We start from the raw sequence: 25179 nt of genomic DNA, 5'->3' as shown, positions 1-25179 counted from the left end.
CTAATCGGATCGCGACGTACATGCCGAGGAGAATTCACCATGATGAGCATAGCCACAGATCAACCAAGGGGAGCGGTTCTTCTCGGCCTGACAGCCGCACTGGTGATGTTCCTTTCCGCCTGCGAAGAGGCAGGGGAAGGCAACCAGGGCACTCAAGCCGAAACGGTGGAAACGACGGAATCGGCTGACAGCAGAAACTGGAAGCTGATCCAGGCGTATAACGATCTGGACCGGGCCTGGCATGCGGTGGACAACGAGATCAGCCGCTCGGACGCCTCCGATGAAGAGAAGGAGCGGCGTCGCACGGAGGAGCGTGGCGAACATCCGGACATCGTGCTCGCCGTGGTCGCTGCCCGGGCGTTGGCCTGGGGTGACGGAGAGCACGCGGTGGACGCCGCGACCTTCCTGATCGAGAGCACCCGGGGCTTGTCGCCCACCGAGGCAAGCGATATCGAGTTCGGCAACGCCGCCCTGAAAAGAATCGCCGGCGCGGACTGGTCGGTCGTCGAGAAATACAAGGACGATTTCCAGGCATGGAAGGATGAGGACGAAGCCCGCAGGGAAGCGTTCCGGTCGCCCGACAACAAGGGCAAACCCTTCATTTTCATTCCGCCTCCGAAGTCCCTGCTGGCTTCGGCGGCCGCACAGGCCATTCTGGAGGCCGGGCCCGATCACGAGAATGCCCGCGACGCGGCCGATTTCCTGATCGATCCCGCCACCCGGAATCCGTTCGGGATGCTTATGGCCGCGCAAGCGCTGGCCGAACACTTTCCGGATTTCGACGAATGGCCGGAGTTATTGATGAATATGGACAACGCCCGGCCAAGCGCCGAGTCCGAGCCCTTCGACGAGTTCATGGCGGAGATGGCGTCCGGTGCCGAGGACCCCGTTGTTCGCGCCACGGCGCGCTACTTCGGCGCCAAGGGACTGGTCAACAGCGTGAACACGCCTTCGATGGAAGCGGCGGAGCGGCAATCGCGCCGCGAACAGGCTCTGGAAATGGCATTGAGCCTGAGCGCAGGAGTCGAGGATCAGGATTTCGTAAAGACGGCCATGGTGGACGGTGAGGAGGTGGCCCAAACGCTGGCCGACGCGGAAGCCGCGCTCGTCCATGGGATTCGCCACACCGTGGTGGGTGCGACGGTCGCAGACGAAACGGGCAATCGCCTGGACGGGACCGAGGACACGCTGTCGGCGTACGCCGGCCAGGTGGTGCTGATGGACTTCTGGGCCACCTGGTGCGGGCCCTGCATCGCGGCGCTGCCGCAAATGCGCGGACTGGCCGGGAAATATCCCGAGGATCAGTTTGAGATTCTCGGAATCAGTTTCGACGCCGAACTGGAGACGGTGACCGACTTCATGGAAGACCGGTCCATGCCCTGGTCCCACTGGCACGTCGGCGTCAACAGCGAAATGGACATGGCCTGGGATATCAAGGGCCTGCCGACCTATGTCGTAATCGACCGGGACGGCGTGATCCTTTCGCGCGGACACAACCTGGACGCAGCCGCCAAGGCGATCGAGCAGGCGGTAAACGGGGAAGCCTGAAGCGCGATCGCAGCCTTGAAGGAGGCCGCAAAACCGAGCCGTTTCAGGATGCCTGGGCCCGGTCGGAGTCCGGCAGGCCCAGGCCGTCGCGCCGCAGCAGCATGATTTCGTCGCGCAGCGACGCCGCTTCCTCGAACTCGAGGTCCTGGGCGTGCCGGTACATGCGCTTTTCGAGTTGCTTGATCTTCCTCATCACCTGCTCCGGCGTCAGCGCCCGGTATTCGGACACCCGTTCGGCCACCCTCCTCGCCGGCCCGCGGCGTCTCCGGCCCCGAACCACCGCTCCCTCCATGATGTCGGGCACGTCCTTCTGGATGCCGCGCGGCTCGATGCCCCGCTCCTCGTTGAACGCAAGCTGCTTGCCGCGCCGGCGGTTGGTTTCGTCCAGCGCCCCCCGGATCGCCCCGGTGCGCTTGTCCGCGTACAGAATGGCCATGCCGTTCAGATTGCGCGCGGCCCGCCCGATGGTCTGGATCAGCGAGCGTTCGGAGCGCAGAAAGCCCTCCTTGTCGGCGTCGAAGATCGCGACCAGCGAGACCTCGGGCATATCCAGGCCCTCCCGCAGCAGGTTGATGCCCACCAGCACATCGAAGGCGCCCAGGCGCAGGTCGCGGATGATCTCGACCCGTTCCACCGTGTCGATGTCGGAATGCAGGTAGCGGACCCGCACGCCGTGCTCCTCGAGGAACTCGGTCAGGTCCTCCGCCATGCGCTTGGTCAAAGTTGTGATCAGCACCCGCTCGTTGCGCTCGACGCGCAGCGCGATCTCGGACAGTACGTCATCGACCTGGCGTGACGCGGGCCGGACCTCCACCCCCGGGTCGATCAGACCGGTGGGACGCACCACCTGCTCCACCAGCGCGTCGGAATGTTCGTGCTCGAACGGGCCGGGCGTCGCCGAAACGTAGATGGTCTGCGGCGAGATCCGTTCGAATTCCCTGAACCGAAGGGGGCGGTTGTCGAGCGCCGACGGCAGCCGGAAGCCATACTGCACGAGCGTTTCCTTGCGTGAACGGTCACCGCGGAACATGCCGCCCAGTTGCGGCAGCGTCACGTGGCTCTCGTCCACGAACAGCAGCGCGTTGGCCGGCACGTAGTCGAACAGGCACGGCGGCGGCTCGCCCGCGTTCCGGCCGGACAGGTAACGGCTGTAGTTCTCGATTCCCGTGCAATAGCCGACCTCGAGCATCATTTCGATGTCGAACAGGGTGCGCTGCTCCAGCCGTTGCGCCTCGACCAGCCGCTGTTCCGAGCGCAGGAGCGTCAGGCGCTCCCTGAGTTCCCTCCTGATCTTGTCCACCGCGCCCTCCAGAGTCTCGCGCGGCGTCACATAGTGCGTCTTCGGATAGATGGTGACGCGTGGGACGCGGCGGCCCATTTCGCCGGTCAGCGGATCGAAGTAGCGGATTTCCTCGACTTCGTCGTCGAAGAGCTGCACGCGGACCGCTTCCCGCTCGGACTCGGCGGGAAACACGTCGAGAACGTCGCCTCGCACCCGGAACGTGCCCTGCCTCAATTCCGCCTCGTTGCGGGTGTACTGCAAATCCGCCAGGCGCCTCAGCAGCTCGCGCTGATCGACCCGGTCGCCGCGCACGAGGTGCAGGATCATCTGGAAGTAGGTGTCCGGATCGCCTAGGCCGTAGATCGCGGAAACGGTGGCCACCACGATCGTGTCCTTGCGTTCCATGAGCGCCTTGGTCGCCGACAGCCGCATCTGTTCGATGTGCTGGTTGATCGATGCGTCCTTCTCGATGTAGGTGTCGGTGGAAGGCACGTAGGCTTCGGGCTGGTAGTAGTCGTAATAGGAAACGAAGTACTCGATCCGGTTTTTCGGAAAGAAATCCCGGAACTCGCCGTAGAGCTGGGCAGCCAGCGTCTTGTTGGGCGCCAGCACCAGCGCCGGGCGCTGCTGCCGGGCCACGACGCTGGCCAGCGTATAGGTCTTGCCGGAACCGGTCACGCCCAGCAGCGTCTGGCGCGCCAGACCGGCTTCGAGTCCCTCGCACAGCCCGTCCACGGCCTGCGGCTGGTCGCCGGCCAACTGGAAATCGGCCTGCAGTTCGAAGCGGTCCGTCTTCATGCCGGCACTGTAGCATTTCCGGCGGTTCGCGCCGATAAAATACGGGCCGCAGAAACAAGCGAGCCCGATCATGACTACCGTCCAGCTTTCCGAGCGTGTTCAACGCGTCAAGCCGTCAGCCACCATTGCCGTATCGTCCCTTGCCCGCGAAATGCGCGCGGCGGGGCGGGACGTGCTCAGCCTGAGTGCGGGCGAGCCCGATTTCGACACGCCGAAGCACGTTTGCGCCGCGGCGGTCCGGGCCATGGAATCGGGCGACACGCGCTACACGGCGGCCGACGGCACGCCGGCGCTCAAGCAGGCCATCTGCAACAAGTTCGAGCGCGATAACGGGCTCGGCTTCGAACCCGGCCAGATCAGCGTGGGAGCCGGCGCCAAGCAGGTCCTCTACAACGTATGCGCGGCGGTGCTGAACCCTGGCGACGAGGCCATCGTGCTGGCGCCCTACTGGGTGTCCTACCCCGACATCGTCAAGCTGTGCGACGGCGAGCCGGTGGTCGTGTCCGCGGGACTGGACGCAGGCTACAAGGTCACGCCGGAACAGATCGAGGAAGCGATCACCGAACGCACCCGGCTGATCTTCTTCAATACGCCGAACAACCCCACCGGCGTCAGCTACACCCGCGCCGAGCTCGAAGCGCTGGGCGAGGTCCTCGCCGCGCACGAGCAGGTGCTGGCGGTGTCCGACGACATCTACGAGCACATCTACTGGGGCGACGAGCCCTGGCTGACGCCGGCCCAGGTCTGGACCGGCATGCAGGACCGCATCGTCACGATCAACGGCGTATCCAAGGCCTTCGCGATGACGGGCTGGCGCATCGGCTACGCGGCGGCCCAGGTGGACCTGGTCAACGCGATGCGCAAACTGTGCAGCCAGAGCACGTCCAATCCCTGCAGTATCTCGCAAGCCGCCGCCGCCGCGGCGCTGGGAGGCGACCAGTCGATTCTCGCCACGATGCGCGACGCGTTCCGGGAGCGCTACGAGTACATGTACGAGGCCGTCAACGCACTTCCGGGAATGCGCTGCCCTCCGGCCCAGGGCGCCTTCTACGTGTTTGCCGATGCGCGCGAGGCGATCCGGGCCAAGGGCCTGGACAACGACACGCAGATGGCCGAACTGATTCTTTCCGAGGCCGAAGTCGCCCTGGTGCCCGGCGCGGCCTTCGGCGCCGAAGGCCATCTGCGGTTCTCCTTTGCCTGCGGAATGGACGACCTCAAGGAAGCCATAAGCCGCATCGGGAAATTGCTCGCCTGAAACGCCCGATCCGGCTAAAATCGCGCCACGCTTCCCCGGTAGCTCAGTAGGTAGAGCGGTTGGCTGTTAACCAATTGGTCGCTGGTTCGAGTCCGGCCCGGGGAGCCATATTCGCGCTAGGATAGCGGGCACTCGCGGTCGCACGCGCTCTATTACGTGGAAGAACTCAGCGGACTCCTGCAAACCGTACTGGACACCGTGCTGTCGGTTGTCCCGAGCGACGTAACGCTGCAGGAAAGCCTGCTGCAGCTTGCGCTTGCGGCCCTGCTATGCCTTGGCGCATGGCTGATCCGCCGGCGCATGCACCCCGCAATCGTGGATTGGTGCGCAACCCGCCCGCGCTGGGAAAGAGCGCGGCGAATACTGGAGCCGCTGATCTGGCCACTGACCTGGCTGGTGTTCCTGAGCCTGCTGCTGGGCCTGTACGTCGCGGCGCAGCAGGATACCTGGCTGCTGGAGATTCTCAGCAGTCTGCTGATGGCGTGGATCGTGGTTCGCCTTGTGTCCAGGGCGATTCGCAATCCGATGCTTTCGCGCATCACTGCGGTCATCGCCTACGGAATGGCCGTGCTCAGCATCTGGGACCTGCTCGGTCCCACGATCGAGATCCTGGACGGTCCGCCCTTCGAGTTCACCCAGGGCGAATTCAGCCTGAGCGTCTACCAGGTCTTGACCACCGCCCTGCTTCTAGCGGTGCTGCTGAGCCTTGCGGCATTCGCATCCCGGCTCACGGAGCGGCGGTTGCGGGATGCCGACTGGGTGACGCCAGCCGGCCGGGTCCTGCTCAACAAGACGCTGCGCATTGCACTGTACGTATTCGCCATCCTCATCACCATCCGTCAGGTGGGCATCGACCTCACGGCGCTGGCGGTGATCGGCGGCGCGGTCGGCTTCGGTATCGGTTTCGGGCTGCAGAAGGTGTTCTCGAACCTGATCAGCGGGCTCATCCTGCTGATGGACAAGTCGATCAAGCCCGGGGACGTGATTACGGTGGAAGCGACCTACGGATGGGTCAACAAGCTGGGCGCCCGCTATGTCTCGATCATTACGCGGGACGGGATCGAGCACCTGATTCCCAATGAAACCCTGATCACCGAGCCGGTGTCCAACTGGACACACTCGGATGCCAATACGCGCCTGCGGATTCCGATCGGCGTGCATTATGAAACCGACCTGGAACTTGCCACGCGCCTGGGCGTCGAAGCGGCGCAGAGCCAGTCGCGAGTGCTCAGCGACCCCGCGCCGCGCTGCCTGGTCAAGGGCTTCGGCGAGTCGGCCATCGATCTGGAGATCCGGTTCTGGATCCAGGATGCCGACAGCGGTGTGTCGAACATCAAGAGCGCCGTCATTCTGGAGGTCTGGCGGATGTACCAGGAACACGGGATCAAAATTCCGTATCCGCAGCGTGACCTGCATATCAAGAGCGGGGAGATATAAAAAAAGCGGCAGGATCAACCTGCCGCTAGCCCTTTACCAGGGAGGGGGGATACAGTCAGGTTGCGATCATCGGGCAATCACGAAGAATCACCCGAGTCGGGTTCTTTCTTGTCTTCGAGGAGGATATCTTTTCTGTTATCCTCCAATACTTTAGGGCCGATACCTTGAACCTTCAACAGGTCTTCGACCGTTTCGAAGGGGCCGTTTTCCTCACGGTAGGTGACGATGGCCCGGGCCTTGGCGGGCCCGACGCCCCGCAGTTCGCGGGCTATCGTATCGGCGTCGGCCTCGTTGACGTTCACCGGTCCGCCGAATGCCCAGACCGGCGCCAGGGCCGCGACGATCATAACGATCCATTTGTTCATGCTTGCGTCTCCTCTTAAGCCATGCTCCGCTCCATCGGGGAGCGCAGACGGCGCAGGAGTTTGTTTCGCGCGGGAGCGCAGGGAAAGCAGGTAATTGGCCGCGTTTGGCGAATTAGACCTTACTTCGGCGATCAGGGCGCAAGAACAGAGATTAGGCGGGCCGATTCCCAGGCGCCGCACTCATTGCATCGCCACCCACGCGCTTCATCCTGATGTCCGCAGATGGTGCAGCGCCAGCGCGGCGGCCCGCCGCTGGCCGCGCCCAGTTCGTCGATCAGCGCTGTAAGCGACTCCTTGGAGAACTCCGCGGGCTCGCCCGCTCCATACGCTCGTGCGAACGCGGGCAGCCGTTCCTCCAGTGCGGCGAACAGGCAGCGGGACGAGGCCGGGCACAGGAGTTCGGGCTCCATCAGAAGGGCGCAGCCGACGGCGGGACCCAGCGCCGGATGGTCGGCCACAAGCCCCTCGAGCAGTTCGTCGACCGTCGTCCCGGCAAAACCATGCTGCCTCGCCAGGCCCAGAAGAATCAGCACGGCGGCTTCGGGATTGGAAGCTGCGAGAGCCAGGCTTCGGGACGGATCACGCGGATCCAGAACAGCCGGGTCAACCAGCAGCCTGGCGCTTTCGTCGGCTCCCCGCGCCGCCTTGCGCCAATAGCTGCGGGCCCGGCGCATTTCCCCTGCTCCCGCGGCCAGCGCCGCCAGTTCGCACAGGTAATGGCAACGCAATCTCGACCCCAGCGAGCTGTCCTCGCTGCGAACCTGTTCGGCCACGCCGACAGCGCGCTCCCAGTCGGATAATTGCTCGCAGACACCCAATTGCCGCTCCAGGGCATTCAGGCGCAGGGGCAGGTATTCCGCCGTGCGCACGTAGGCTTCCTCCGCCCGGTCCAGCATTCCGGCGGCCCGGTAGTCGTCGCCGATTTCCAGTCCGGCGTGGGCCCGTGTAGCGGCGTCGAGATCCTCCCGCGCCGCGATCGATTCGTGAATCTGCAGGGCCCGGCGCCAGTCCCCGCCGGACCGGAAATAGGCGGCCAGTTCGAACGCTGCGCCGGGTTCGCTGCTCTCCTCTTCCGCCTGCGCCAGGTAGGCGCTTACGGCCTTTTCCGAGCGCCGCGGAAGTTGCTGGGCATATTCCCTGAACCGCCGGTGCAGGCCCCGCCCGGAATCGCCCGAGCGCGCATACCAGTAGCCCAGGGCGGCTGCAAGAATCAGACCGCCCGCCATCGACACTAGAAAATCGGGAGGCATGGCGGATTAGTGCACTAGGTTTCGGCCGGGGCGGTTCCTTTGGCGTCCTGGCGCGATTTCCTATTGGAGGTGCGCCGCTTGAGCACGGCGCCGCCGGCGCACAGCAAACCGAAGAGCCAGCCCAGGCCGAAGGCGACGGTAAACGCAAGCGGCTTGGACAGACCGACCTCGGCAAAAGCGAGATCCAGTTCCACCGTACCCCGGTTGAGCAGCGCCAGGATGCCGGCGATCGATACGACGCCGGCCAGCAGCAGAATGTATATCCCGCGTTTCAGCCAGCGCCCGGCTTTCATGTCACGGCCTTACCGGCGCGCGGCATTGACTCGTTCGCGTAGCCGCTTCCCCGGACGGAACTTGGGGACGTATTTGCTCGGCAGCGCCACCGCCTCCCCGGTACGCGGATTGCGTCCGATCCGCGCGCGGCGATAACTGAGGCCGAAACTGCCGAAGCCCCGGATCTCGATGCCCCCTCCGGAAGCCAGCGTCTGTCCCATGAGGTCTATGACGTGCTTGACCGAAGCTTCCAGATCGGAGGACGAGAAATAACTGAAGCGATCGTCCTCAAGCAATCTGCGCGTAACGATCCGCACCAGTTCCGAGCGCGTTATTGCATTACGGGCGGCTGAGGCACTCATGTATCTTCGGCGTCGGCGTTCTCTTGCTGCTGGCTGCGCAGGAGTTCACCGAGCGTCGCTCCCTTGATCCGGTCTCCGACCTCGGCCTCGTAGTCCCGAAGGGCCTGCGCCTCGGCCTGTTCCTCCATCGCCCGCACGGACAGCGATACCGTCCTGGACTTGCGGTCCACGCCGACGATGCGCGCCTCGATGGACTGTCCGGGCTTGACCACCATGCGCGCGTCATCGACATGCTCGCGCGACAACTCGGCCACCCGCATGCGTCCCTTCACGCCTTCGCCGACCTCCAGTTCGATCATGCGCTGCTCGACGTTGGTAACGACGGCGGTCGCGACGCTGCCCTTTGGATGGTCCTTGAGGAAGCTGGCCAGCGGGTCGCCCTGCAACTGCTTGATGCCCAGCGAAATACGCTCGCGGTCGGCGTCCACGGAAAGCACTACGGCTTCGACCTCCTGGCCCTTTTCGTAGTTTCGCACCGCCTCGTCGCCGGGCAGGTCCCAGGAGAGGTCCGACAAATGCACGAGCCCGTCGATATTGCCTTCGAGCCCGATGAAAATTCCGAAATCCGTCATCGAGCGGACCTTGCCGGTCACGCGGTCGTCCCTCTTGTAATTGTTGGCGAAGTCCTGCCACGGATTCTCCAGGCATTGCTTCAGCCCCAGTGAAACCCGGCGCCGTTCTTCATTGATGTCCAGCACCATCACTTCGACCTCCTGTCCGACGTGAACGATCTTGCCCGGATTCACGTTCTTGCTGGTCCAGTCCATCTCCGACACGTGAACCAAGCCTTCCACGCCTTCCTCGATCTGCACGAAGCAGCCGTAGTCCGCCACGTTGGTGACCTTGCCGAACAGCCGCGTGTGCGGCGGATAGCGCCGCCCGATGTCCACCCATGGATCGTCGCCCAGTTGCTTGAGCCCAAGCGAGACGCGATTGCGTTCGCTGTCGAAGCGCAGGATCTTGACTTCCAGTTCCTCTCCCACGCGAACCACTTCCGACGGATGCTTGACGCGCCGCCAGGCCATGTCGGTGACGTGCAGCAAGCCGTCGATGCCTCCGAGATCGACGAAAGCGCCGTATTCGGTGAGGTTCTTGACCACGCCCTTGACCACCTGGCCTTCCTCCAGGCTGGCCAGCAGCGCCGCGCGTTCGGCGCTGTGCAGTTCCTCGATCACAGCGCGGCGCGACACCACCACGTTGTTGCGCCGCCGATCCAGCTTGATGACCTTGAAGTCCAGCTTGCGGCCTTCCAGGTAGGTGGTGTCGCGGATCGGATGCATGTCCACCAGGGAACCGGGCAGGAAAGCCCGAACATTGGAAACATCGACCGTGAATCCGCCCTTGACGCGCCCGCTTATGGCGCCCTGTACGATTTCTTCCTGTTCGAACGCCGACTCCAGGCTTTCCCAGACCCGCGTTCGCTTGGCGCGCTCGCGTGACAGGCGGGTCTCGCCGAACCCGTCTTCCATTGAATCCAGGGCGACCTCGACTTCGTCTCCTATGTCCACTTCCAGTTCGCCGGTCTCGTCGGTGAACTGGCTGGCGGGGATCAGCGCCTCGGACTTGAGTCCGGCGCTTACGGTTACGATCTCCGGTGATATATCGATCACCTGCGCCGAGAGTATCTCTCCCGGCCGGAAATTCTTGTCAGCGAGATTGGCTTCCACCAACTCTGCGAAACTTTCTGCCATTAAGGGCCTCAATGTAGTGCGGGCGTGCAATCCAGCTACGCTCGCGGTTGCCATTCCACGCGCCTGCCGTCCTGGCCGGCGCCAATTCCGCTATCGGTCCGCCTTCTCAGGCCACACTTCCGTTACCAGACGCCACGCCGCTTTCCTGGTTTGCCGGATATCCAGCTTCGTGGTGTCCAGCACCACCGCATGAGGCACTACCTTCAGTGGCGCCAGCGTACGGGCCGAATCGCGAAGATCGCGATCGGTCAGATCGCGGATCAAGTCGCGCATATTAGCATTGATTCCCTTTTGCTTCAATTGTTTATGGCGACGCCTGGCACGCTCCTCGGGGGTCGCCGTGAGGTAAATCTGCAGCTCTGCGCCCGGAAAAACCACCGACGCCATATCGCGGCCTTCGGCCACCAGTCCGGGCGCCCTGCGAAAGGCGCGCTGCCGCTTGAGCAAAAAGTTCCGCACGGCCGGCAACGGGGCGACGACCGACGCCGCCACACCCGTTTCCTCTTCACGGATCGCGCTGCTGACGTTTTCGCCGTTCAGGTAGATCATTTCGCCGTCGTGAGCGGCTTCCAGTTCGGGAGGCGAATCCGCCAGGTGTGCGGCGATCCTCTCCTCCCCGGCGTGCACCAGCCCGGCGCGAAGCAGGGACAGCGATACGGCCCGGTACAGGGCGCCGCTGTCCAGTCTCCGCCAGCCCAGCCTCTCCGCAAGATAGCGCGCGATCACCCCCTTGCCCGCCGCGGCGGGACCATCGATGGCGACCACCGGCGCCTGGGCGGGAGGGTTATTCGATCGGCTCAAGGTTCAAGCCCAGCTGCAATGCGGTGTCGGCGAATCCCGGAAACGAAGTGTCAACGCAATCCACATCGCGAATGACCACCGGGCCCTTCGCCACAAGCCCCAGGACCGCAAAGGCCATCGCCACGCGATGGTCGCCCTCGCAGTCGATTTCCCCGCCCAGAATGCGGCCGCCGCGTATCCGCGCGCCGTCGGGAGTCTCCTCGCAGTCCACTCCCAGTTTCCTCAGGCCCGACACCATTGCCGCGATCCGATCGCTTTCCTTGAGCCGCAGTTCCCCGGCGCCCTCGATCACGGTTTCCCCCATCGCGCAGGCCGCCGCCGCGAACACGGCCGGCATCTCGTCGATCGCCGAGGGAACCAGCGAAGCGGGAATCAGCGCGCCCTGGAGCATTCCGGGCTTCGCCATAACGTCCGCCACCGGCTCGGCCCCCGAAGTGCGTCGCGCGGCGATCTGCAATATGCCTCCCATGGCGTCCATCATCCGCAGAAAGCCCGTGCGGGTGGAGTTCACGCCCACGGCGCCGACCTGGAGCTCCCGCGGACCGATCAGTCCCGCCAGCATCAGGAATGCCGCCGAGGAAAAGTCGCCCGGAACGTCGATCCGCGTCGCCCGCAACGGTTGCCTTCCGATCAGGCAGGTTCGGCCATTGGTCCGCTCGATCGACATCCCGAAGCTCGGAAGCATCCGCTCCGTGTGGTCGCGCGTCGGCACGGGCTCACTCACACAGGTCTCGCCCCGGGCGCCCAGGCCGGCCAGCAATATCGCGGACTTCACTTGCGCACTCGCAACCGGGAGCTCGTACGAAACGCCCGTGATCCCGGAATTGGCCGCAATGCTCAACGGCGGCCGTCCGTCCTCGCCCAGCGCGTCAATGCGCGCGCCCATCCGGGCCAGGGGTTCGATGATCCGGCGCATGGGCCGGCGGTTGAGCGAGTCGTCGCCGTGCAGCTCGGCAGACACGCCCTGACCGGCCAGCAGGCCGGCGAGGAGCCGCATCGAAGTTCCGGAGTTGCCGCAATCCAGTGGGCCGTCAGGCGGGTTCAGGGTCGCCCCGCCACGCACCAGCAAACGGTCCTGAGCCAGCCGGGAAATCCGGACACCCAGCGCTTCCAGAGCCCTTGCGGTGGCGACGCAGTCGTGTCCGGGAAGGAAATTTACAATCTCGCTCTCGCCCTCCGCGAGCGCCGCAAGCATCACGGCGCGGTGGGAGATCGACTTGTCTCCCGGTACTGTTAGCGGTCCGGGCGACGGCGTGGCGGGAATGCGGCTGACGCGCCAGGACCTCAGAAGCGTACTCCTTTCACGATCTCACACCCAGATCCCGTACGCGCAGGATACCCTCCATGCCGCGCAGGCGCTTGAGCACCGAGTCCGGGGCCTGGTCGTTGAGATCCAGCATGGTGTAGGCAAGGCGGCCGCGCGACATATTCATCATCGACTCGATGTTGAGATTCTCCTGCGCCAGCACGGCGGAGACTCTCGCCACGATCCACGGCACGTTTTCATTGGCGATCGTCAGCCGGTAACCGCTGCCGCGCGGCTGGTCGATCACCGGGAAATTCACCGATCCGCGCACATTGCCGTCTTCCAGGTAGGCCCGCAGGTTCTCCGCGGCAATCACGGCGCAGTTCACCTCTGCTTCGGAAGTGGAGGCGCCCAGATGCGGGAGCAGGATCGCGCCCGGATGGCCCATCATTTCGGGCTCGGGAAAATCGCAGACGTAGCACGACAGCCAGCCCGAATTCAGGGCCTCAAGAACGGCGCCGCTCTTCACGATGCCGCCGCGGGCGAAATTGAGCAGGACTCCACCCTTGCGCATGCTGCTGATCAGCTCTTTTCCCACCAGCCCGCGGGTCTCGTCCATCAGAGGAACGTGGATGCTGACGAAATCCGCGCCAGCGAACACGTGTTCCAGGCTTTGTCCCTTGCCGACCTGCGAGGACAGCTCCCAGGCCCGGTCCAGCGCAAGGGCGCGGTCGTAGCCGAACACCTTCATCCCCATCCCGATCGCGGCGTTGGCCACTTTCACGCCTACCGCGCCCAGGCCCACCACGCCCATGACCCGGCCGGCCAGTTCGCGGCCCGCGAACCGCTTCTTGTGCGCCTCCACGGTCTTGCGCAGTTCATCGGCGGGCAGGTCCATGGTGCGCAGGTGGTCCCAGGCCGGCAACAGGTTGCGGGCCGCCATCAGCATGCCGGCCACGACCAGTTCCTTGACGGCGTTGGCGTTGGCGCCGGGCGCGTTCAGCACCGGGATCCCCCGCTTCGCCAGGACGTCCACCGGGATATTGTTGACGCCGGCGCCCGCGCGCGCCACGACCTCGACGCTGTCGGGGATCGTTTCCGAATGCAGGTCATGCGAACGCAGCAGGATTCCGTCGGGCGAATCCGACCCGGACGGGGCCTTGAAGTGCTCCGCGGGCAGGCGCGCGAGGCCCTCGTTGGCGATGCTGTTGTAAATTCGGATATTGAACATTGCTTGTTTCCAGTAGGGACGACACCCATAGGGGGGCGCCCATGGGCGCCCGCCCGAGCGTCCGCCTCAGGCCCTCCTTTCGAACTCCTCCATGAAGCCGACCAGCGCCTCGACGCCTTCTTCCGGCATGGCGTTGTAAATCGAGGCCCGCATGCCTCCGACCGCGCGGTGGCCCTTCAGGCCATACAGGCCCTGGGCCTCTGAAGCTTCGAGGAAGGTCCCGTTCAACTCCGGGTCGGCGAGCATAAACGGCACGTTCATCCACGATCGCCATTCCGGGGCGACGTGATTGGCGTAGAAATCGGAGCCGTCGATGCAGTCGTACAAGCGCATCGCCTTGCGCCGGTTGCGTTCCGCCATCCCGGCCACTCCGCCCTGCCCCGCAACCCAGCGAAACACCAGCGAGGCCACGTACCAGGAAAACGTCGCCGGCGTGTTGAGCATGGACCCGGCGGCGGCGATCTTCCGGTAATTGAAGGCCAGCGGCGTATCCTCGGGCACGCGCTCCAGCAGGTCGCGGCGCATGATGACCACGGTCACGCCGGCCGGTCCGAGGTTCTTCTGCGCGCAGGCGTAGATCAGCCCGAAGCGATCCACCGGAATCGGCCGCGAGAGCAGCGTGGAGGACATGTCGCAGACCAGGGGTGCATGGTCCACGTCCGGCGGCGGGTCGATCTCCAGTCCGTGCAGCGTTTCGTTCGCGGTGTAGTGGAAATAGGCCGCGTCGTCACCCAGCGCCCATTCGCCGCGCGCCGGCACCGAGCGGTACTGCAGCGCCTCGCCATCGGCGACGACACGCAGCGGCCGGAGTCTGGCGGCCTCGGACGAAGCCTTCCGGCCCCAGTGCCCGGTGATCAGGTAATCCACGCCCTGCCCTTCGCGGGCCAGGGTCATCGGGATCGTTGCAAACTGAAGCGTGGCGCCGCCCTGCATGAACAGCACGGCGTATTCATCGGAAATCCCGAGCAGCTCGCGCAGGTCCCGTTCGGACTGCTCGGCGAGCTCGATGAACTGACGGCCCCGGTGGCTGTCCTCCATGACCGACAGGCCGCGGCCCTGCCAGCTCAGCAGTTCCTCGCGCGCCTGCTCCAGCACGGCAAGCGGAAGGTTCGCCGGACCGGCGCTGAAGTTGAAGATCCGATCCATGCCTATTGCGTGGAAGCGGATTCTTCCTCTTCCCCCGCCAGGGTGCAGAACCCGGCGACGCGGTCGCCCTTGTCGGGCCGCATCAGCCGCACGCCGTGCGAATAGCGCCCCTGTATGGAAACGTCGCCGGCTGCCGTGCGCAGCAGCGTGCCGCCGGCGGTCATCAACATCGCCTCGTCGCCCTCCCGGACCAGGGCGGCGCCGATCAGCTTGCCGTTGCGCCCCTCGGTGCGGATAGAAATCACGCCCTGGGCCGCCCTGCCCTTGCGCGGGAACTCGCTCACGGGCGTTCGCTTGCCGAAACCCTTGGTCGTGGCCTGCAGGACCCAGGCATCGTCGGTGTCGCCGTCCACGATCAGCGCCGCCACGACCCGGTGCTTCTTCTTGAGCCTCTGGCCGATCACGCCCGCCGCGATACGCCCCATCGGCCGCACATTGGACTCGGAGAAGCGCGCGGCCCGCCCATTGCTCGCCAGCAGGATGACGTCGCTGTCGCCATCGGTGATCGCCGCCTCCATCAAGCGGTCCTTCTTCTTCAGGCTCAGCGCATAGATTCCGGTGCGGCGGATTTTCGCAAACGCGTCCAGCCGGGTCTTTTTCACCCGACCCTTGCGGGTGGCCATGAACACGAAGCGTCCATGATCGAAGGAATCCACGGGCAGGACCGAATTGACCTGCTCGCCCTCCTCGAGCCCCGGCAGCAGGTTGGCGATCGGCAGTCCGCGCGTTGCGCGGCTCTGCGTGGGTATCTCGAAGGGCCGAAGCTGGAACACGCGGGCCCGGTCGGTAAAACACAGCAGCGTCGAGTGCGAATTGGTCACGAACAACTGGTCGATGAAGTCCTCCTGGCCGACCGAGGCGCCGCGCTTGCCTCGCCCGCCCCGTCCCTGGGTCCGGAAGGTCTCCAGTTCCTGCGTCTTCACATAGCCGCGCCACGACAGGGTCACGAGCACCTCGCGCCGCGGAATCAGGTCTTCGTCCGCCGTGCGCGTGTAGTCGGCGATAATTTCGGTGCGGCGTTCGTCGCCGTACTCGCCGCGCAGTTCAATCAGTTCGTTGCGCACCACTTCGAGCAGCCGGTCCGGATCGCGCAGGATATCCGTAAGCTCCTCCATCTTCCGCAACAGTTCGGCGTATTCGTCGAGGATCGCTTCCTGCTCGAGTCCGGTCAGGCGCTGCAGGCGCAGTTCCAGTATCGCGCGCGCCTGTCGGTTGCTGAGGCGGTAGCCCCGGTCGCTGAGGTTGGGAAGTTCCGTTAGCGCAGCCTGGGCCCGCTCCAGCAGTCCCCGCACCGCCCCCGGCGCCCAGATTCTCGCGGTGAGCGCTTCGCGCGCCTCCTGCGCGTTGCTCGAAGCCCTGATCAGCGCCACGACCTCGTCGATGTTGGCCAGCGCCACCGTCAGGCCTTCCAGCACATGCGCTCGCGCTTTCGCCCGGCGCAGATCGTGGACGCTGCGCCGCGTGACCACGTCGCGGCGATGGTCGAGAAAATGCTCGAGCATCTGCTTGAGATTCAGTAACTGCGGGCGCCCTCCGCATAGCGCGACCATGTTGATGCCGAAGCTGGATTCCAGCGGCGTGCGTCGATACAGATTGTTGAGGACGATTTCGGCGCTGACGTCGCGGCGCAACTCCACCACCACCCGGGTGCCGTCCTTGTCGGACTCGTCCCGGACTTCCTGGATGCCGGCGATCTCCTTCTTGCGGGCCAGCAGCGCGATCTTCTCCACGCAGCGCGCCTTGTTCACCCGATACGGAAGTTCCGTGACCACGATCGAGTCGCGCGTCTTCCCCTCCTCGATCTCCGCCCGCGCCCGGAGCTGAATTGTTCCGCGTCCGGTCCGGTAGGCCTCGGCCATGCCGGCCTCGCCCACGATCTGGGCCGCGGTCGGAAAATCCGGTCCCGGCACGTGCTCCATCAATTCAGCAATGCCGATATCGGGTTCGTGGCTCAGGGCCAGCGCGGCATCGATGACTTCGCGCAGGTTATGCGGGGGAATATTGGTGGCCATGCCCACGGCAATCCCCGATGCGCCGTTGACCAGCAGGTTGGGGAGCCGCGCCGGCAGCACCGTCGGCTCCTGTTCCGCCCCGTCGTAGTTGTCGACAAAGTCCACCGTCTCGCGGTCGATGTCGGTGAGCATGAGCGCGGCGATCGGCGCCATCCGGATCTCGGTGTAACGCATCGCCGCGGGTGCGTCGCCGTCCATGGAACCGAAGTTGCCCTGACCGTCCACCAGTGGGTAGCGCAGCGAGAAATCCTGCGCCATGCGAACGATCGCGTCGTACACGGCCGTATCGCCATGCGGGTGATAGCGGCCTATGACGTCGCCGACAATCCGGGCCGACTTCTTGTACGGCCGGTCATGCAGGTTCCCCAGCTCCCGCATGGCGTGGAGGATGCGCCGATGAACGGGTTTGAGGCCGTCGCGAACGTCGGGGAGGGCCCGGCCCACGATGACGGACATCGCATAGTCCAGATAGGACCGGCGCATCTCCTCTTCGAGCTTTACCGGTACGATTTCAGGGGCGGGCCCGGCCATGCAAAAAACGCGCCGCGTCAAAGGCGGCGCATAGCGGTTTCTACGCCGTCAATTCTACCACCGATGCCCTGTTTTCCCTATGGCCGGACGACGCAATTTGGCACCATTGCGGGCTTCCCGGCCGTTCGGGAATCCCGCCAAAATGTAGGTCTCGAAGGTGTATAGTAGGTCGATTGGCGGGGAGCGCCTCTTCCGCTTCCCAACACACTTAGGGGCAACACACATGAACAGACTTGACGAACACAGAGACCTTACCTGGCGAAAATCGGGATCGGCTTTTGCCTGGCTTCTTTCAGTCATTGCAGGATTGGCACTGAGCATTGGCGTCGCTACAGCCCAGGAAGAGGCCGGCGATGCGGAATACGAGGAAGCTCTGGAACTGGCCGACGTGCGGGTCACCGGCAGCCGCCTGAACCGCCCGCCCTCCGAGCTGTCCGGTAACCTTGTCGTGCTGGATCGCGAGGACATCCGCGCTTCGGGAGAACTCACGCTGGCGCGCGTTCTGCGGCAACTTCCGCAAAACGTTAACTCCACCAACGAAACATACGGCTCCACGCTGAACGGCGCGCGCAACGTGACCGGCGCGTCCACCGTGAACCTGCGCGGTCTGGGCAGCGAATCCACGCTTATTCTCATCGATGGCAGGCGAGTGGGTTACAGCGGTATTCTGGGTGGAGTGACCGATATTTCCACGATTCCGCTGTCAATGGTGGATCGCATTGAAATCCTGCTCGACGGCGCATCCGCCATCTACGGCTCGGACGCAGTGGGCGGCGTGGTGAACATCATTACGCGCCGCGACTACGCCGGAGTGGAACTGGATTTGAACTACGGCCGCCCGCACAAGAGCGGCTACAGCGAAACGCAAGGCAATATCGGCGGCGGCTTTTCCTGGGGAAGCGGGCGCCTGAACGCCGGTTACGAGTACTTCCGCGATACCGGCCTGGACGCTTCCAACCGTGATTCGATCATTGTATCGAACCGAAGCACCCTGCTGACCACCAATCAAAAGAACACCGCGGCCGGCCCGCAGATTCGCGTCTGGACCAATTTCTTCGATGATGGCTGTAACTCCGATGCCCCCATCTGGGATCGACGGCGCGCAGTGGTGTACGAGCTTGGCGGCCGGGTCATCACCCGGGATGAATACGCCGCTCTGGATGCCGAGCAGCAAACCATGGCCACCTGCGTCAATGACTTCACGCTGCCGGCCGGCTTCCAGCACACCGACAGCCTGAGTTCTCTCGACATTGTCGGCGAGCCGCACTGGGGCGAGGCTGCCGAGCAGGGCTACAGCCTGCGGCCGGAACGCCAGCGCCACTCGGTTTTTCTCGGGGTTGACCAGGAGTTGGCCGGCACGCTGGTTCTGCACGGCAACATCCGGGCCACGCGAAAGGACGCCGAACAGGAATCCGGTCTTATCCAGGTTGGCGGAACGCTGCACGCCAACAGCCCCTTCAATCCCTTCGGGACCCAGGTATCGCTGACCGGCACGACGCCCGATTATCCGCCCACCACGTATGACTCGACGAGGGACGAGTTGTATGTGGGCCTGGGCGTGGAAGGAACGTTCGGCACCTGGTCCTGGCAAGCGGATTTCAGCAGTTCGAGCTCCGAAACGGACACACAGCGCCTGAACGTCAGGGATCCGGCGTATGGCCTCGGAGTCAATTCAGATGGAGTAAGCGAGGCCGTCATTGGCCGCTTCAGCCGCATCCTGGAACCGGCGTGCGCGGACAAGGTAGCGGAGCTGGGCGGCACCCGCTACAGCTACAGCTCCTTCTTCGGCGGCAACTGCACCGTTTACGGCGCCCCGCCTGATCCCATCAACCCGTTCGGCGATATCTCCCCGTACATCATCCCTGACGTGTACTCCGGGGCGAAGAATGAACAACTGCAATTCGAGGCCCTGGCGCGGGGCGAACTGTTCAGCGCTCCGGGCGGCACGATAGCGCTGGTGGTGGGCTACGACTACCGTCAGGACACCCTGGATTCATTCAATGAAATGGCCAACTATCTGGCCAGCGCCACAGCAACGGGCAGCTCTCCGTTCAACACCCAGATCAGCCGCGATAACCACGCCGCCTTTGTGGAAGGCCTTATACCGCTGATTGGCGCCGATAACGCCATGTCAGGCATCCAGCGCCTCAACCTTACGTTTTCCGGGCGCTACGACTCCTACTCGAACGTGGAAGTCGATTACCGGCAAACGGAATCCGCGACAGCCGAGTCGGTCGAAGCCAAGGATCCGGGAAGCGAATTCACCTGGTCCGGGGGGGCGGTGTATCGCCCGAACGACAGCATGCTGTTCAAGGCAAACGTTTCGACTGCCTTTGTGGCGCCGCAACTGAATCAGTTGCTGCAAAAGTCCCTGTACGAGAGCAACCCCCGGTCATTGTGGTATTACCGACCAGGCGGGAGCGGCTCGATCACTACGCTGCCCGGCGACAAGGTATTCGGATACAGCGGCGGAAATGATCAACTCAAGTCCGAAACCGCCGACACGCTGAGCCTGTCGGGCGAATTTTCTCCGGCTTTTCTGCCCGGCGTTTTCTTCAAGGTGGCCTGGAGCGACACGGATTACAAGGACCGGATCTACAAGCTGCCGGTGCCGATCATCTACCTCGATGACCTGCCGTCCAACGTGATGTATATCGAAGCGGATGACATCTACGTGTTGGATGACCGCTGGATCAACGTCTCGGCGCTCGAACGCTCGGGTATTGACTACGAGTTCCGTTACGAGTGGGAGATGGGCCTTAACGAATACAACATCACCGTTCGGCGCACCTACACCAACAAGCACAGGGTACAAGTGGACCCCGCCAGCGGCATTGTGCATGACCTGGTGACAAGCCGTGACGATTCCGGGCCGGAAGACACCGTCTTGCCACCGGTTCCCAAACACAAGACCACCGCACAGTTCACCTGGTCGCGCGGGAGCCTGTTCCTCAGCCTCGACGTAGAGGGAGGTGACGAAACCCGGCGCATCGGCAGCTTTTTCTCCTATATAGACGAGCCGGCAACGCTCTACGACCTGGTACTGGGTTACGGATTTGACGACAACACTCTATTCTCATCCCCGAACTGGCTGAGGGGCGTTGAGTTGACGCTAACGGTGAATAACCTGACCAATGCCTTTTCCAAGTACACGCGGATAACCGAGTCAACCGGCGAACGCGCCACGAATCAGATCAATCCGCTCACGGAATGGACCCAGGGACGCTCCTACCGCTTGAACATACACAAGTCGTTCTGACCGTGAGGAATGGCTTGACCGTTTGAGAATAAGGAACTGTCGAAAAATGCTGCGCCCGTCGCTGCCCTCCCGGTGGCGACGGGCGCCGTCGTCAAGGCGCAAGTTTTCGGCTGGAGAACACGTATGAAACATAATCACACTGGGCTTCTCCTCTCGAAGAGGCTCTTTCCCTTGACCGTGATTGTCGCCTGCTATGCGCTGACAGCATGGGGTTGCGGTAATTCGCGGGAACCTGTGGCGAGCGCCGATACCACACCGCAATACACCATTTCCGGCAATTTGATCGAACTGCTTGAGGAAGGCGAAGCAGTGCTGAGCCGCGGAAATTCGGTGCTTGGGGGTTCCGACGAGATCGTCCGCGCGGAAATCAATGGCGGGGAGTTCGAGTTGACAGCCGAATTCGACCAGGGCGGAGCGGTCCGGCTGTCGGTCATGAACGTCGACGAAGAATCGAAGGGATCGGTGCAGTTCATCCTCGAGCCCGTGGATATCACTATTGTGTACGCTGGCGACGTGGCTGGGCTGAGGGCCCGGGGCGGGCCGTATCAGCAGCAGATTGTTTCCAGCTGGCAGGACAGCGACGAATACGACGAGGCCCTGAATGCCTACCGGGACGTCATGGATCGGCGCAAGGGATTGGAAGAGGGCGACGAGGGCTATGAAGAGCTCCAGGACGAATCCTGGGAACGCTACCGGGCCCTGAACAAGATTCGCTTCGATGCCCTGCGCGCGATTGCGGAATCGCCGGACGACCCACTGGCCAGCCTTTACGCGGTGCAGCTTGGCGGCCTCGGGGGCCAGGACGCTCTTACGCGCCTGAACGCGCTGGAGACTGAGCTTGGCGCCCACCCTGCCCTGGTGGCCATGCGCAGCCGGGTCAACAAGGGGATCGAATTGCGGGCCGCCTACGCAGCCATGCAGGAAGGCGCGCAGGTCGAGGACTTTTCGAGCATCGGCCTGGACGAACTTGAGTATCACCTGCAGGACTCGCGGACGGCGAACAATTTCACGCTGGTGGAGTTCTGGGCTTCCTGGTGCGGACCCTGCCGCGCGGAGAACCCCAACCTCATAGCGAGCTACGAGCACTACGGGCCCGAGGGTTTCGAGATTTTTGCATTTTCGCTGGACGACGACCGCGATGACTGGTTCGAAGCCAGCGAGGAAGACGCCATCCCCTGGATCAATACCAGCGACCTGCTTGCCTACGACAGCCCCGTCCCCGCGCAATTCGGCGTGACCGCAATCCCGATGAACTTTCTGATCGACACTGAAGGAACCATCGTGGCAAAGAACCTGCGCGGCGAAAAACTCGACGTAAAGCTGGCCGAACTGATCGACGGTGTTCCTTCGCCCTCCGATCAGTAAGTCAATGAACAGGCGGCCGCATGAGGCGGCTGGCGCTGCGCTCGGGGTGCTGCTGGCGGTAACGCTCGCGGCCTGCGGGGGCGGTGGTGGCGGCAGTACGCCGCCGAGCCCGCCGCCTCCCACGCAGCCGCCACCGCCGCCGCCGGTCAACCCCCTGAACGACGACGTTCGCGCCGTCGCGGTGACCGAGCTGGAACTCAACGGCGATCCGGCGACGCCCAGGGATGCCGTGCAAACCCGGCCCGACGACGATCCGCTCGTGAAACTGGGCCAACTCCTATTCTTCACGCAGACGCTCTCGGCCAGCTTCGACGTGTCCTGCGGCAGTTGCCACCATCCCGACTTCGCCGGCGGCGACGGACTGTCGCTGGCAGTGGGCGTGGCGGCGGCAAACAGCGCCACGCTGGGTCCCGGACGCCAGGTCGATCCGGAGCAGGATCTTGATCCGCGAGCGGACGGCGGCCCCAACGTGCACCGGAACTCGACCACGACATTCAACGCCGCACTGTTCGACCGGGTGCTGACCTTCGACGGCGGAATTGCCGTGCTCGACGACGAAACCCTGCCGGGCGGGCGTGGACAGCACATCCAGACTCCGGAATCCCGGCAGCGCAGCGACTCAAGCCCGGTGTCGGGTCTGCTTGAGTTCTCGGCCAAGCTGCCGCTCAACAACAACAACGAGATGCGCGGATTCCGCTACACCGAATACAGCACGGCGGACGAATACCGGGGGCACGTGATCCGCCGGCTGCGCGGCGAAGTCGATACCGCGCTCAATCAGGATCCGAACGGTCCCGCCAACTGGCTTGCGGAGTTCCGGCTCGCCTTCGATACGCCCGAGGCGGCGGCCGACGAAGTGATCACCATGCCCAATTTGCAGCGCGCGCTGGGCGCCTACATGAACTCGCAGATTTTCGTCGATACGCCGTGGCGCCGGTTCCTGGGCGGCGAAAACGGCGCCATTTCGGATGACGCCAAGCGCGGCGCCCTGCTGTTCCTGCGCGATCCGGACGACGGCGGACACGGATGCGCGCAATGCCACGCGGGCGACCGCTTTACCGACGAAAAGTTCCACAATGTCGGTTTTCCGCAGCTCGGCCGGGGATTCGTGCGCGCCGACCGGTCCGACCTTGGCCGCTGGCTTGAAACGCTGGCGGAGTCAGACCGCTTCGCGTTCCGAACGCCGAGCCTGCTCAACGTGGCGGAAACCGCGCCATATGGCCACGCGGGCAGCTTCGCGACGCTCGCCGACGCGATCGCCTACCATGCCGATCCACGCGCAGGCGTAAACAGCTTCGATTTCATGCTGCTCGAGCTCGACCAGTTCAGCCGGCTCGGGATGGAATACGATCACGCCGAACCGCACACGCGCGCTGCGATTGACGCGTCCAGCTTTGCCGCGAGCGAAGACATTCTTCCCGCGCAGACCTTGCCGGGCAACGAAGTCGATCAATTGGTCGCTTTCCTCGAAACACTGAGCGACGACTGCGTCACCGACGAGAACTGCATCGATGCGTGGACGCCGTCCGGGGACGACGACCCGGACGGCAATCTGTTCGTGCGCGACCGTTCTTCCGGTGCGCCGGTCTTCTTCAACCCGAGCAGCCCGGAGGACTATCCGGAACAAGTCCCGCTCGCGTTCCCGCCGACCCAACCGCTCGCGACCTTCGCTGACGTCGAGAACTGCGGCAATGGGCTTGCGGGCGCCCGCAACACCGGCAACCTGGCGTTCCGGCGCAGAAGCGATACGGGCTTCGGACTCATCGACGGCCACGGTTACCTGTTCGAAACCTGGACCGACGATCTGCAAAATCTGGAGGTTGCAATGATTGCCGGCGGCGTAACGGCAACCTACCTCGACGACGATTGCTGGGCCGACATCGTCTTTGCCGGCGGCGACCAACGAACCGGCATACGGACCTATCGGAACATGGAGGGTTCGTGGTTCCAGGCCGTCGAATGGCTTGACGGCCTTACCCAGAAGAGTTACACGGGCGCCGCCAGCGTAGATCTCAATGGCGACTATCGCCGCGAGCTGTTATTCGGCAACCTCTTCGACGTTGCTGTGCCGGTGTTCGCCAAGCACGCATCGGGGCGCTACGAACCGATTGCCGATCTGCCCATGACGCGCCCGACCTACGGCATTTCGGCCGCCCCGCTCGACGCAAGCGGCTTCCCGTATTTCTATCTTGGCCACTGGTCCGGCCTGGGGACCGCGGGAACGGCGCCCGCGCTGTGGAAGAACGACGGCACGACGCTTTATCCTTGGGACGCGCAGGCGGGCACGACCGCGAACGACATCAATCAGGAGTTCAATTTCACGCCGGCCTTCGCCGATTTCACCGGCGACGGGCTTACCGACCTCGTGGTCGCCTCGGATTTCGAGACCAGCGTGACCCTGCACAACGCCGGTTCGTTGTCCGACGGACCAAGCTTCGTTGACCAGACCAACCGTGACGTAATCACGGACGAGAACGGCATGGGCAGCGCGCTGCTCGATATCGATAACGACGGCAATCTCGAATGGTTCGTAACGTCGATTTACGATGCGACCATACCGCGCGGGCTCTGGGGCAGGACCGGCAATCGCCTTTACCGCAACGCGAGCACGGCGGAAGGGATCGCGTTCGAGGACATCACCGACGCGGCCGGCGTACGGAACGGCCTTTGGGGCTGGGGCGCCTGCGCGGCGGATTTCAATAACGACGGTTTTGCCGACATCTTCCATGTGAACGGTTTCGGCTACTTCCCGTTTGACGACGACACGAAAACCGAATACGACACGCTGACCAAGGACATCTTGCAGGCCAAACCCTCGCGGCTGTTCATCAACGACGGCGATGGGACGTTTACCGAGGCGGCGCACGACTGGCGTATCGACGCCCCCTCCGAAGGGCGCGGCCTCGCCTGCTTCGACCACGATCGCGACGGCGACATCGACATCGTGCTGCTCGATCATTCGACCGGCCTGCAGTTCTACCAAAACCAGTCCGGCAGCGCGTCGGGACGGGCCTTCCTGAACATCCGCCTGGTAGGAGCTGCGCCGAACACCGACGCCCTCGGCGCACGGGTGACCGTCACGGCCGACGTCGGCCAGGGTTTCGGCACGCAGACGCAGCTCAGGCTCAGCCAGGCGAACAGCAACTACAACAGCCAGAACCCGCCGGACCTGCATTTCGGGCTGGGGCAGGCGGCGATGGCCGAAAGCGTTCGCGTTGAATGGCCCGGCGGCGCCGAACTCGTTTGCGCGGACGTCGCGGCCAATCAGTTCATCGTGCTCGACCAGCGCCTCGGCGATTCGGCCTGCCCCGCCCCCTGAGCACAGGG

17 protein-coding genes and 1 tRNA gene are annotated in these 25179 nt (G+C 64.1%); 7 read left to right on the top strand and 11 right to left on the bottom strand.

The features are described 5' to 3' along the window. The first annotated feature begins 39 nt into the window (after positions 1-39). Entirely contained in the window at positions 40-1548 is a 1509-nt protein-coding gene (locus F4Y72_00230) for a TlpA family protein disulfide reductase (protein ID MXZ26714.1), read from the top strand. 43 nt (positions 1549-1591) lie between these two features. Here F4Y72_00230 and uvrB read toward each other — a convergent pair whose 3' ends face one another. Next, complete coding sequence (gene uvrB / locus F4Y72_00225; protein MXZ26713.1) at positions 1592-3628, bottom strand: excinuclease ABC subunit UvrB; 2037 nt, start codon at positions 3626-3628, stop codon at positions 1592-1594. A 70-nt stretch (positions 3629-3698) separates the two neighbouring features. Here uvrB and F4Y72_00220 point away from each other — a divergent pair, with 70 nt between their 5' ends. From F4Y72_00220 to F4Y72_00210, 3 genes are all read left to right on the top strand, one after another. Further along, complete coding sequence (locus F4Y72_00220) at positions 3699-4883, top strand: pyridoxal phosphate-dependent aminotransferase (protein ID MXZ26712.1); 1185 nt, start codon at positions 3699-3701, stop codon at positions 4881-4883. 32 nt (positions 4884-4915) lie between these two features. Continuing rightward, positions 4916-4991 (top strand) — tRNA-Asn (locus F4Y72_00215). Between the two features lie 48 nt (positions 4992-5039). Beyond that, the gene (locus tag F4Y72_00210) at positions 5040-6320 is read left to right on the top strand and encodes a mechanosensitive ion channel (GenBank protein MXZ26711.1); all 1281 of its coding nucleotides are present in this window, start codon (positions 5040-5042) and stop codon (positions 6318-6320) included. Positions 6321-6397: 77 nt separating this feature from the next. Here the strand turns inward: F4Y72_00210 and F4Y72_00205 are convergent, their stop codons facing one another. From F4Y72_00205 to gyrA, 10 genes are all read right to left on the bottom strand, one after another. Then, a complete protein-coding gene (locus F4Y72_00205) occupies positions 6398-6685 on the bottom strand; it encodes a helix-hairpin-helix domain-containing protein (GenBank protein MXZ26710.1) in 288 nt (95 codons plus the stop codon). 131 nt (positions 6686-6816) lie between these two features. Further along, positions 6817-7935 carry a hypothetical protein gene (locus F4Y72_00200; GenBank protein MXZ26709.1) on the bottom strand — a complete coding sequence of 373 codons (1119 nt, stop codon included), beginning with the start codon at positions 7933-7935 and terminating at the stop codon, positions 6817-6819. Positions 7936-7949: 14 nt separating this feature from the next. Next, positions 7950-8228, bottom strand: coding sequence for a DUF1049 domain-containing protein (locus F4Y72_00195; GenBank protein ID MXZ26708.1), 279 nt, complete (start codon positions 8226-8228; stop codon positions 7950-7952). A gap of 9 nt (positions 8229-8237) precedes the next feature. Next, the gene (locus F4Y72_00190; GenBank protein MXZ26707.1) at positions 8238-8543 is read right to left on the bottom strand and encodes an integration host factor subunit beta; all 306 of its coding nucleotides are present in this window, start codon (positions 8541-8543) and stop codon (positions 8238-8240) included. Between the two features lie 23 nt (positions 8544-8566). Beyond that, positions 8567-10261 (bottom strand): 30S ribosomal protein S1, encoded by a 1695-nt coding sequence (locus F4Y72_00185; GenBank protein ID MXZ26706.1) that lies wholly within the window; start codon positions 10259-10261, stop codon positions 8567-8569. A 90-nt stretch (positions 10262-10351) separates the two neighbouring features. Further along, a complete protein-coding gene (locus F4Y72_00180; GenBank protein ID MXZ26705.1) occupies positions 10352-11062 on the bottom strand; it encodes a (d)CMP kinase in 711 nt (236 codons plus the stop codon). Next, positions 11046-12326 (bottom strand): 3-phosphoshikimate 1-carboxyvinyltransferase, encoded by a 1281-nt coding sequence (gene aroA, locus F4Y72_00175; protein MXZ26704.1) that lies wholly within the window; start codon positions 12324-12326, stop codon positions 11046-11048. The genes F4Y72_00180 and aroA overlap by 17 nt, the downstream gene beginning before the upstream one ends. A 37-nt stretch (positions 12327-12363) precedes the next feature. Further along, complete coding sequence (locus F4Y72_00170) at positions 12364-13539, bottom strand: phosphoglycerate dehydrogenase (protein MXZ26703.1); 1176 nt, start codon at positions 13537-13539, stop codon at positions 12364-12366. A gap of 66 nt (positions 13540-13605) precedes the next feature. Then, complete coding sequence (gene serC / locus F4Y72_00165; GenBank protein ID MXZ26702.1) at positions 13606-14685, bottom strand: 3-phosphoserine/phosphohydroxythreonine transaminase; 1080 nt, start codon at positions 14683-14685, stop codon at positions 13606-13608. Between the two features lie 2 nt (positions 14686-14687). After that, positions 14688-17228 (bottom strand): DNA gyrase subunit A, encoded by a 2541-nt coding sequence (gene gyrA / locus F4Y72_00160; protein MXZ26701.1) that lies wholly within the window; start codon positions 17226-17228, stop codon positions 14688-14690. Positions 17229-17451: 223 nt separating this feature from the next. On the opposite strand from gyrA, the gene F4Y72_00155 reads away from it, so the two are divergent. The 3 genes from F4Y72_00155 to F4Y72_00145 all read left to right on the top strand — a co-directional run bounded on the left by F4Y72_00155 (position 17452) and on the right by F4Y72_00145 (position 25171). Next, positions 17452-20487 carry a TonB-dependent receptor plug domain-containing protein gene (locus F4Y72_00155; GenBank protein ID MXZ26700.1) on the top strand — a complete coding sequence of 1012 codons (3036 nt, stop codon included), beginning with the start codon at positions 17452-17454 and terminating at the stop codon, positions 20485-20487. 123 nt (positions 20488-20610) lie between these two features. After that, a complete protein-coding gene (locus F4Y72_00150; protein MXZ26699.1) occupies positions 20611-21852 on the top strand; it encodes an AhpC/TSA family protein in 1242 nt (413 codons plus the stop codon). A 4-nt stretch (positions 21853-21856) separates the two neighbouring features. Further along, positions 21857-25171: a hypothetical protein gene (locus F4Y72_00145; GenBank protein ID MXZ26698.1), complete on the top strand. Its 3315-nt coding sequence runs from the start codon at positions 21857-21859 to the stop codon at positions 25169-25171. The last annotated feature ends 8 nt before the right edge of the window (positions 25172-25179 follow it).

This window comes from Gammaproteobacteria bacterium, assembly GCA_009838035.1.
Lineage (GTDB): Bacteria > Pseudomonadota > Gammaproteobacteria > Steroidobacterales > Foliamicaceae > Foliamicus.
The sequence above is the reverse complement of the archived record's forward strand: the minus strand, read 5'-3'. Positions and strand labels throughout refer to the sequence as shown.